At 70.5% G+C, this 11395-nt stretch carries 4 protein-coding genes; 2 read left to right on the top strand and 2 right to left on the bottom strand.

Annotated features, from left to right (window positions below; translation table 11 throughout):
* Positions 1-11 precede the first annotated feature (11 nt).
* Both FB157_RS32360 and FB157_RS32355 read right to left on the bottom strand, forming a co-directional pair.
* Complete coding sequence (locus FB157_RS32360; RefSeq protein ID WP_145884227.1) at positions 12-4661, bottom strand: DUF6603 domain-containing protein; 4650 nt, start codon at positions 4659-4661, stop codon at positions 12-14.
* 1 nt (position 4662) lies between these two features.
* Positions 4663-7419: a S8 family serine peptidase gene (locus FB157_RS32355; protein ID WP_145884226.1), complete on the bottom strand. Its 2757-nt coding sequence runs from the start codon at positions 7417-7419 to the stop codon at positions 4663-4665.
* A gap of 417 nt (positions 7420-7836) precedes the next feature.
* On the opposite strand from FB157_RS32355, the gene FB157_RS32350 reads away from it, so the two are divergent.
* A complete protein-coding gene (locus FB157_RS32350; protein ID WP_145884225.1) occupies positions 7837-10689 on the top strand; it encodes a M14 family zinc carboxypeptidase in 2853 nt (950 codons plus the stop codon).
* Between the two features lie 262 nt (positions 10690-10951).
* Entirely contained in the window at positions 10952-11128 is a 177-nt protein-coding gene (locus FB157_RS47615; protein ID WP_186581788.1) for a hypothetical protein, read from the top strand.
* The last annotated feature ends 267 nt before the right edge of the window (positions 11129-11395 follow it).

Raw genomic sequence — 11395 nt, 5'->3', positions numbered from 1 at the left:
GGCGTGGGGGGTCAGGGCGTGTGGAGCTCGGTGGTGGCGGTGACGGCGTCGCCGCCGTCCGGGGTGGCGGGACCCGAGCGGACCAGCCCGCCGGTGGTGAGCACCCGTCCGTCGGCCAGCTCGACGGCCACCGCCTCCGAACGGCCGGTGGCCAGGCCTCCGGTGGCCGTCCAGGTGCGCGCCGCCGGGTCGTAGAGCACCGCGCCCCGCAGCCCGGGCGAGGCCGGCTCGCGCCGGGGCGTACCGCCGAACACCAGGACCCCGCCGCTGCGCAGGGCCACGGCCTGATGGCGGCCGCGTCCGGCGAGGGGCAGGCCGGGGCACGGGACCCAGGTGTCGGTGCCCGGGCGGTACTGCTCCACGGAGACCTGGCACGCCGTGGAGAACCGGGCGCCGGACGGGGTGCCGTCCGGGTCGCCACCGGTCACCAGGACGGTCCCGTCGGAGAGCAGCGTGGCCTGGTGACCGGTGCGCGGTACGGCGAGACTGCCGGCCGGCGTCCAGGTCCGGCTTCCGGGGTCGTACAGCTCGCAGTACGCGAGGGCCGCCCGCCCCGCTCCGGTGTGCAGCGCACCGCCCACGACCAGCACTCGGCCCCGTCCGTCGGTCAGGCGGACGGCCCGGTGCCCGGACCGGGCGTCGCCCATGGGAGCGGGCCGCCGCTCGCCCTCGGCCCAGGCCCCGGTACGGGGGTCGAACAGTTCCGCGGACGCCAGTGAGGCGTGGCCCTGCCCGCCGCGCGGCCCGGAGCCACCGGTGATCAGTACCGTGCCGTCGCCGAGGAGGGTGGCGCTGTGACCGAAGCGGGCGCCCGGCAGCGGCGCGACCGTGCTCCAGACGCGGGTCACCGGGTCATGGACCTCGGCCGAGCCGAGCACCTCGCCGTCGGTGCCGAGTCCGCCGACGACCAGTACCCGGCCGTCGGCGAGCAGCGTGACCGTGTGACCCTGACGGGCCACCGCCATGTCCGGGGCGGCCTCCCAGACCCCTCCGACAGGGTCGAACAGCGCGGCGGACGCGACCGGCGCACCCGTCTCGCCCCGTCCCCCGGTGACCAGTACGACCCCGCCCGCGAGCCGGACGGCCTCACCGCCCGCCGCGGCGAAGGGCGCAGGTGCGGCGGCCGTCCAGGTGTCCGGCGCCGCGAGCGGTGCGGAGACCTCCGACTCCCGGATGACGTGCAGCTTCCCGGAGAGTCCCGGATCCGCCGCGATCCAGTCGGAGAGCGCGTCCTCGGCGGTGGCCTGGGACCGGAACGTGGTCGCACTCAGTCCCGCGCGTGGCGGGAACGCCTGGACGTTGTTGCGCACGTACGCGATGACGAACCGCTGCGCCGCCACGCGCACGGTGTCCTCGGCCGCGAACGGCTGCCGACGGCCGGCCTCCGTGCGGGACAGGGGCGAGCGGCTGGTGCTGCTGCCGTCGAGGAGCCGGCGGAACACGGCCGCGTCCACGTTCTGGAACCGCCTGGTCCGGCCTGCGGGGGCGACGACGGCCCGGGGCGCCGCAGCCGCCGCCGAGTTCGGGGCCGGCCGGGTGTGGGGCTTACGGGAGTCGAAGACGTGCGCCTCGTAACGGGCGCTGCGCCGTACCGCGCGGTGAGTGGCCAGCGCATCGGGGGCGGCGCTGAGTTCGAGGCCCGCGTCCTGGTCCTCGTAGGCCGGCCGGGAGAGTTTGGCCGCGTCGTCCATGTCCTGGAACTGGGCCATCGCGAACTTCTCGTCGGGCAGGGAGAGCCGGACGAGCCCTCCGGCGGGGTCCGGAGCGATGGTGAACCGCTTGCCGTCGCTCGGCCGCTGCGCGCCCACCCGGTCGATCCGCACCCCGAGCGGAACGGCCCGCTGCCGTACGAAGAGAGTGCCGAGCGGGTGCAGCACCAGGTCCTCGGTGTCCGCCAACCGGCGCAGGGTGACCAGGGTTCGGGTGTTCCCGGTGGGCAGCCGGGTCTCCCACCCCTCAGTCTTGGCGATCTCACCGGCGAGCAGCGCGAGGACCTCCACGGGCGGGAGCGTCGTGTTGTGCTCCTCGCCCCAGCTGATGTCGAAGTCGGCGGAGATCTCGAAGAAGAGCAGGGAGATGGAGCCCCGCCCGTGCGCCCGCCACGGTGACGGGCCTTCGAGCTGGAACCTCAGGTCGATACCGAAGATCCCCGCTCCGAACACCTTGAGCGTGACGCTGGCGGACACGCTGATGACGAACGCGAACGGCGAGAACCGGAACAGCGCGTCGAAACTGACGTGCCCCTCGATGCCGAAGTCCTCGAACCCGAAGCGCAGCAGGGCCTCGGCTCCGAACTGGACGGTGTTGCTGGTGATCGCGAAGTATCCGGAGACCCGGATCAGCCGGCCGGGCATGTTGATGATGTCGACGGACAGCCGGTCGGGCACCGGGAAGGGGAGCGTGGGCGGCTTGTACGAGGGATGGAACCCACCGACGGACAGCACGAGGTCCGGGCTGTCGCCCCAGGCGACGTACAGACCCATCCCCCCGTCGATGGTCATCCACAGGATGCGCGACTCGAACAGCCGGGCGTAGAACCACAGCCGTGACCTGTCGAACTCGATGGCCCCGATGAACTGCACCTGCAGTACGAGCAAGGGCAGTTGCTCGGTGGGCAGCACACACCTCAGCACGCCGAGGACGGCCAGGTTCCCGGGGATCTCGACGATCAGGCCGAGCGAGACGCTGACCAGCGTCGGGGTTCCCCAACCGATCTTCGCCATCGGCCCGATGAGGAACTTCCCGTCCTCCGGCGGGAAGAACTGCCGCAGATCGCTGATGATCCGCGGCGCGTTGGCCACCACGTCCCGCGGGAACATGACCGATTCGACACGCCCGCTGTGCACGCCCTCGGTCAGCGCCCTGAGGTTCATGGCGCGGTTGAGCCCGATGATCCCGCCGACCGCGAGCAGCGTGAAGCCGTACCCCAGTTGGATCCCGGTGCCGAACTCCGCGGTGATGACGACGAGCAGCGAGAATCCGTCGGGCCGGTCCGGCATCCGGGTGGAGATCAGCCCGATTCCCTTGAGTTGGAGAAGGCCGGCGAACTCCAGCTCCACGGCGCCCGCGTACTCGCCGCGTTCGGCGTCGACGTACAGGTACCCACCGCCGGAGATCACCCCGGCGTCCACCGACAGCCCGACACCGTTCGGAGGCTTGAACCGGAATCCGAGGTCGAGCGGTCCGAATGCCCCGCCGTCCGCCGGGAAACCGAGCGTCACCACGAGCCCCACCCGGTCGACGGCCGCTTTGACGGGGCCGAACTCCGCGGTGAACGCCCCCGAGATCTCCACCGGCACCGAGGGACCGTCGCCGATGCCGACGCTGAGGTAGAGCGTGGTGACCTCGACGGGACCGAGCTCGAGATGCACCGGGATCGACAGATCCAGGGAGCCGCTGCCTTCGAGCCGCAGCCCGGAGGACGGCGCCCACAGTGCGGTGACGTCGACGTCGGACTCGATCCTCCCTCCGCGGGTGACGGTACGCAGGAATCCGTCGGCTTCGGAGAGGTCGATGAGGAGGTGCCCGTCCTGGAGGCTCAGGCGTGCGGAGGGCTCGACGGTGACGTCGGCACCGGCGGTCGCTTCGGCGTGGAGTCCGAGGGCGAGGGCGAAGTGCCCCAGTTCCAGGCGGGAGCCGCCGGCCTGCCCGAGGAGCAGCATGGGCTTGCCGTCCGCGTGCCGCGCCTCCAGGGTGAGCTCGGCGGAGAGCGCGAGGTCGCCCTCGGGACGGAAGGCGATAGCCAGGGGCGGGGTGACGACGGCCCGCAGTCCGGCGTCGAAGGTGGCGGTCGCGTCGAGAGCCAGCTTCCAGAGCGGGCTGAGTTCGACCGCGGTGGAGAGCTTTGCGGCCGACGTACCGGCGGTCTCCACGGGCAAGGAGGGCGGTGTGGTCGACTTGTCGACGATCAGCCGCGTCAGGAGCACGTCGAACGTCGGTGGCAGGTCGGGCTGTTCGGGCGGCCCCTGGTACAGGTAGGGCTGCCCCCGCGCGATGAGCTGTTCGGCGACGACGCGGAACAGCGCCAGGCCGTCGAACTCCGGTGTGCCGAAGCGGAAGACGTCGCGGAGGAGTCCGGCAGGATCGGCGAGGAGGCCGAGCAGGCGGTCCAGGTGCAGGACGCGACGCCGTACGGGCAGCCGCGTCGGATCCGCCGGGTCGTAGACCGCCGGAATGCTCTCGACGATGCCGACGAGGGTCAGCGCGTCGACCACCTCTCGGCTTCGGCCCTCCAGATAGGTGATCAGCGTGTGGTCGAGCAGCCGCTTGGGCAACTGCTGTACTTCGGCGGCAAGTCGGCCACGTTGAGCGTCCGTCAGGTACTGATCGGCTGCGACCGTTGTCTCGAGGGCCGGGCCGAGGGTGCCGATGGCTGAGAGCACCTGGCCGAGAGCCCCCAGCAGCGACGTGCCCGCCCGAACGATCTCCGGTGTGCTGTCCCCTTCGATCGCCCTGGTGAGTTCGTCGACGGCGGCTGCGAGACCGGCCGCCTGTACGGCCACCGCGCCGATGGCACCCGCGGCGGAATCCAGTCCGCCGGGCAGCCACAGCCCCAGCTCCTTGAAGAAGCGCTGCCGCTGCTCCGCACCGAGCCGTTGCTCCAGGGGCTGCAGCGCCCGGGCGATCTCCCGGGCCAGCAGCTCCAGCGTCCCGGCCGCCATGTCAGCTCACCTCGCCCGTGGGTACGTCGAGTTCGGACAGCCGGGCTCCGGGCAGGGCGAGGACGAAGGCGCGGTGTGCGGTGATTCCGGCCCGCAGCGCGGGACTCCCGGCACGGTGCAACTCTTCGAGCAGCCGTGCCAGTCCGTCGGCGACGGACTTCCCGCCGAGGGTGCGGGGCACGGGCGCGTCCGGGTACAGCTCGCTGAACAGCAACAGCCGCACGAGCAGCGGCCCGTGCATCCGGTGCCAGGCCACGGTCACCCGCCGGTCGCCCGTGACCAGCCGTTGCACCTCCGGCTGGTGCGTGGCGGCCAGCGAGGCCAGATGGCGCCCGGCTGGAGTGCTCTCGATACGGGACCGCACCTGTCGTACCCGGGTCGTGAACGGCACACGCGCGGCGGGGTAGGCGGCGGCGGGCAGGACGAGGGGCTCGTCCGGCGTGTGCGGGGTGACGGTGCGGCGCGCGGCGGAGGCCGCTCTGACGGCGTTCACCGCCTTCTCGGGATTGACCCGGCCCTTGCCCCAGCCGCTGTCCAGCCGGCCCGGCGGAACGGGAGGCACCGGGTCGTCGCAGGTGCTGATGAGGTGGGAGACGATGGCCCCCTGGTCCAGAATGCCGTTGACCTCGAACATCAGGGCCACGACGCCGGCGACGTACGGGGAGGCCATGCTGGTGCCGCTGTCGACGGCGTAGAGGCCGTCGGGTGGGGTTCCGCCGTTCTTGGCCGAGGTGATCTGCTCTCCAGGGGCGCACAGCTCCGGCTTCAACCGCGAGTCCGTGGTCGGGCCGCGGCTGGAGTACGGCGCGAGTCGGTCGTCCTCGGGGTTGAAGGACCCCACGGTGATCACCTGACGTGCGGTGCCGGGAGAGGTGACGGTCCTGCTGCGGTCCTGGTTGGCGGTGTCGAACCGCCCCGACGGATCCGTCCTGTCCTCCAGGAACCACACGTCGAACCATGTGTCGAACCCCGCCCTTTCACGCAGCTCGATCTCCCATGACCCCATGGTGATGTCCTGGCCGGCGGGCGGAGAGATCGTCAGCCGGAGATGGCGCTTGCCGCTCGGCGGCACGGCGGAGTAATACGTGTACGTCAGCGGATGTCCCCCGGTTCCGCCGAGGTCGACCTGGGTGCTCTTCGGGTTCGGACTGGGGGTCAGCTGGGGGTGGAGGTGAGGTCCCACGGTGGCCGAGACGGCGCCCGGGGCGCTGGGCGGCCCGTACAGATCGACGGCGAGCTCCCCAGGGCCTTCGTACCAGAGGTCGAACCAGTCCGGCCGGTTGTCCGCGAACTCGACGAAGAAGCGGAGCGGCTTGAGGACCGTCGTTCCGTGTGCCGGGACGAAACCCCGCGCGTGCTGCCCACCGCCGCGCTGATACGTCGGCACGGTGAACGTGGTGTTGGTGGGCGACGGCATGGGATACGAGTCGCCCTCGTTCCCGGCGGCCACCACGATGGATCGCGCGTTGCTTCCCACCAGCAGGTCGTCCAGTGCGAGGTCGGTCGGGTCGGAGCCGTCCCCCGCGCTGCCGAAGGAGCCGAGGCTCACGTTCACGACGGCGGGCTTCTTGAACACCCCGGGGGCGAGCCAGGACTGACCGAAGACGTGGGTGGCACCCGCGACGATGTCACCTTTCGTGAGGGCCCTGACGATGGCCAGGTCGGCGTCCGGTGCGACACCGATCGGCTGGTCACGCTTGCAGCAGGCCTGAGACGCCTTCCCCACGCCCGCGGCGATGCCCGCGACATGGGTGCCGTGGTCGGTGCCGTCGCGGGACACGAAGGGGACGCGCGGGCTGGCCTGGAGTGCTGCGTTGATCTCCGCCTCGGTGATCACGCGACCGCGACGGACGGCGATCTTCGGGGAGGCGCCTCCGGTGAAGGAAGGCCGCAGGCCGATCTCCTCGACGATCTTGCCGTCGTAGTGGCCTGTGAAGTCGACGACGACGGGGGTCCCGGGAAGCGGACCACCGGTGACCTTCACATCACCCGGATCGATCGAGTTGAACGCCTCGAGCGCGGTCTGCACGGTGGCCGCCTGCAGCGGGAAGGCCAGCGACGGCGTGATGTCCGACGCCTGGGCCCCGGGCGCAAGCCAGGTGAGGACCACGGAGCCCGTCGGGTTCCCGGTGCACTCGATGGTCTGACGCAGCGTGAAGTCGAGCAGTGAGACGATCCGGGTCCGGGGAGGGCTGCTGCCCGGCTTGATGAAGGCGGGGTGGTAGATGTCGATGCCGGAATCGATGACGCCGACGAGTGTGCCCTTCCCGGTCACCCCGTCGGGCAACGGCGGCATGGCTTCGGCGTGGGTGTCCGCGATGTCCGTGACCGGTGTGCCGGAGGCGGTGACCGCCTCCGCCTCCGGATGAGCCGGCGCTGCCTGGTCCGGCCGAAGCGGACGTACCGGCTGGTCACCGTGGATCGCGACGACGTCGGTCACCGCGGCCACGTTTTCGAGGTCGGCCACCGCGATTCTGCCGACCGCGACCCGCGCCGTGCGGAACTCGGTCCACAGCCCGGCGCTCTCCGCGGCCGCCAAGTCCCCCTCGATGTGCGCCAGGACCCGGACCTGCTCCTGCCCCGCGGCCTGCACGGCCTCGGCCGCGATCCGGGCGGCTTCCACAGCCGCGTCCCCGAGCGGAACGGGTTGCTCGGCAGCCTGCGCCGCGGCTGGTCCGGCGGTCTCTTCGGCACGGCGGGCGAGTTCCTGCAGGGTCCGGAGACGAGAGAGAAGTGTTCCGTCGAGTTTGCTGATCACCACACGGCACCCCCGCGCTGAGCAACACAATTGTGCGCTCACGTATCCCCCATGGTCGACGACCAGCGTAAAGGCCCGCGAAGTTATGCGTCAATTGGCTTTTTGTGGCTTTGATTTGCAGGCTTCGACGCCCTGAAAGATGGCCGGAAAGGAGTGATTGGCTGAAAGTGGTTAATCATTTCGAGGTTATAGCAACGGTAAAGTATGTGCAGGAATTGAACGCTGCCCTAACATGCCCGCTTCACTCTCCAACTCGGCACTCGGAGAAGCCTTTTGGCTCGCATCGGCGGACCGTCCGAGTGAGGTTCGGGTTTTTCGGGCACCCCCTCATCGACACACCCGCACCGCACCCCAGGGCGCACGCCTTCGGGGCGAGGACGGCGACTGACCACCGCCGTACGGACCGGGGGGAAACACATGACCGGAATCAGGGTCGGCGCCGACGACCCACTGCAGGAGGCGCAGCAGGAAGTCGAGCGCTGCCGACAGGCCGGAGACCGGCCCGGCCTTGCCCGCGCGTTGATCAGGCTCTCGGCGCTGCTGCGCAACGCGGGCCGCCTGCCGGAGGCCGTCGCGGCAGGTGAAGAGGCTGTCTCGATCTTCCGCGAGCTGCACGGCGACGCCGAGTTGGCATGGGCGCTGCAGAACGTCGCCGCTCGCTACTCGGAGGCCGGACAGCACGACAAGTCCGTGACGGCGGCCCGCGAGCGCTGCGACATCCTCCGGCGACTCGGTGACCGATCCACACTGGCCGAGGCCCTGATCACCCTCTCCGCGTACCTCCAGCACACCGCCGCGTACGCGCAGGCGGTGGCGGCGGCCGGTGAAGGCGTTTCGATCTACCGGGAGTTGGCGGACGAGCCGGGCCTGGCCTGGGGGTTGGAGAATCTGGCGAACCGGTATTCGGCGGCGGGGCTGCATGAGCAGTCGGTGGTGGCGGGGCGGGAGTGCTGTGACATCCACCGCCGGCGCGGAGACCGTCCGGAGCTCGCCCGCACCCTGATCGTGCTCAGCTCGTACGAGTCTCACACCGCCGCGTACGCGCAGGCGGTGGCGGCGGCCGAGGAAGGCGTTTCGATCTACCGGGAGTTGGCGGACGAGCCGGATCTGGCCTGGGGGTTGGAGAATCTGGCGAACCGGTATTCGGCGGCGGGGCTGCATGAGCAGTCGGTGGTGGCGGGGCGGGAGTGCTGTGACATCCACCGCCGGCGCGGAGACCGTCCGGACCTGGCCCGCACCCTCGTCGTCCTCAGCTCCTACCTGCGACACCTGCGGTCCTTCGCCGAGGCCATCGACACCGCCGTCGACGGCACCGGCTTCTATCGCGAGCTGCGCAGCGACCCCGGCGAGGCATGGGCGCTGCAGAACCTCAACTCCTGCTACGCCGCCGCACCATGGCTACGCGTCAAACGCGCCCAGGTCTCGGCCCCGGACTACGAGGGACTGCAGGCCGCACTCGCCGAGTCGCAGGTACGCGCGGTGGGCGGCGTGCAGCGGGACGAGTCCGGAACGGCGCGCGCAGAGGTCTACGCCACGGTGGAGCGGCTGGACGCCGTCCGGGCCCGGGGCCTCACCGTCGACGTGGTCGACGACAACACCCAGTACTGGCTCGACCGGCAGAAGGAGGTGGGACGCGGCAACCGATTCGCCGACGGTACGGCACCCTCCGGGCTCGGCGTGCCGGGCGGTACCGGCCTGGGCGACCTCTATCTGAACGTCGAAGAGGTGGACACCGCCGTCCGCAACCTCGCGGCGACCCACGGCGATCTCTGCCGCCTCATCGAACTCCCCGAACGGACCGCGTCCGAAGCACACCGTGTCAGCCACGCCCTGCGGCTGGGCGGCGGAGCGGATCACAGCCGCCCGACGGTACTGCTGCTCGGCGGGCAGCACGCCCGGGAGTGGGGAGGCTGCGAGATCCTGGTGAACCTCGCGGCCGACCTCCTCCAGGCCTACCGGGGCGGTACGGGCCTGCGCTACGGCGGCCGGGAGATCTCGCCCGTCGAGGTGCGGACCGTGATGGAACGCCTGCACCTCCTCGTCTTCCCCATGGTCAACCCCGACGGCCGGCACCACAGCCAGTACCACAAGGGCGACTGGCGCAAGAACCGGAACCCCGCCTACGGCGTGCCCGAGGTGAGCGGTGTCGACCTCAACCGCAACTACGACTTCCTCTTCGATCTCGGAAAACACTGGGCGCCCAGCAGCGAGGGCGGTGAGGTGCTGGGAGCCACTTCCGCCGACCCGAACGAATACGAGGTGTACCAGGGGCCGAGGCCTTTCTCCGAGGCCGAGACCCTGAACGTCAAATGGCTGCTGGACACCCATCCCCGGGTGCGCTGGCAGGTCGACGTGCACAGTTACACCCAGGTGTTCGGCTACAACTGGAACAACGACGACAACCAGATCACCGATCCCGGCATGAACTTCCGGAACCCCGCGTACGACGGGAAACGCGGCGTCACCCGAACGTTTCATCCCGACCGGCCCCTGGAGGCCGTCTACCGGGAGTACATTCCCGCCGCCGACCTCGGCATCGTGCAGTCACTGACCCAGACCTTCACCGACGGCTTGCGAGCCGTCAGAGGCACGGCGTACCAACCCGAACAGGGCGTGGTCACCTACGTCACTGCCGGCACGGTCGACGACTACGCCTACGCCCGGCACCTGGTCGACCCCGGGAGGGAGAAGGTCCACGGATTCTTCGTGGAGTTCAGTACGGAGTACGTGCCGACGTGGACCGAGATGACCGAAGTCATCCGGGACGTGTCCTCGGGGCTCTTCTCCTTCTGCCACCGAGCGGCGCTTGAGGCCGGCCACATCGCCACCGTGACCCGTGACCCCGACTGGATGGACGTCTTCGGGGTCGGCGGGGACGGCCTGGCACGGGTGGCGTGGTGGCACGGCCGGTGGAACGACTGGCAGCCCATCGCCGGGCACACCTTCGTCCCGCACACCCCGATCACCGCCCTGTCGCGTGACCCCGACTGGATGGACATCTTCGCGGTCGGCGCGGACGGAGTGGCACGGGTCGCCTGGTGGAACGGGGGCTGGAACGCCTGGCAGCCCATCTACGCACGCACCTTCGCACCGGGCACCGTCATCGCCGCACAGAGCCGCAACTCCGACCAGATGGTGGATGGACGTGTTCGCGGTCGGGGAGGACGGCCGGGTGTACGTGGCGTGGTGGCACGGCGAGTGGAACGACTGGCAGCCCATCGGCACCCGTACCTTCGCCCCCAACACCCCCATCGCGGCCCAGAGCCGTAACTCCGACCAGATGGATCTGTTCGCGATGGGCACCGACGGGCGCGTCTACAACGCGTGGTGGCACGGGAGGTGGAACGACTGGCAGTCGATCGGCTCGATGGGCTGATGCTGGACACCCGAGCGGATCGCTGCCGCCGGCCCGCGGATCGGAGCTGGTGAGGTCCTCCGCAGAGGAATCGGGGTAGGAGCCGCTCTCGCCTTGCCGCGCCTCCCGGAGGAGTATGGGAGGTGAGTGAACAAAGGCGAGCAAAGGGGGCCCGTCATGAAGACCGGAGCCTCGGACTACGACGCCTGGCTGTACTCGCACACGCCCTCCCAGGCCGAGGGTGAGCGCGACGAGCCGGCCGAGCGCGCGGCCATGGAGCAGCACCCGGACGTCCCCAGGACCGAGCCGTCCCAGGCGGAGGGAGAGCGGACGCAGGACACCGAACCTGCATGATCACCGAGAGGTCTCGTCGTACTCGGACCGTCGTGTGCCATGCCGACGCCGGGGTCCGCGAGCCTGTCGGCCCAGTGCGGCTGGTCCGCTGACGGGGATGCCCGACAGCCGCGTACGGAGCAGTGACTTCCCTGTGCTGACCTCGCTGGTGGCCCGCTCAGGTACCGCCCACAGACCCGGCATCCATCTGCCGGTTTCCCTCCTGAAGGATGCGGCGACCAGCGCGGCATCAGCTGTGCGCTGGGACGCGCCGACCGGGAGCGGAGC

Source organism: Streptomyces sp. BK340 (assembly GCF_007827595.1).
GTDB lineage: Bacteria > Actinomycetota > Actinomycetes > Streptomycetales > Streptomycetaceae > Streptomyces.
The sequence above is the reverse complement of the archived record's forward strand: the minus strand, read 5'-3'. Positions and strand labels throughout refer to the sequence as shown.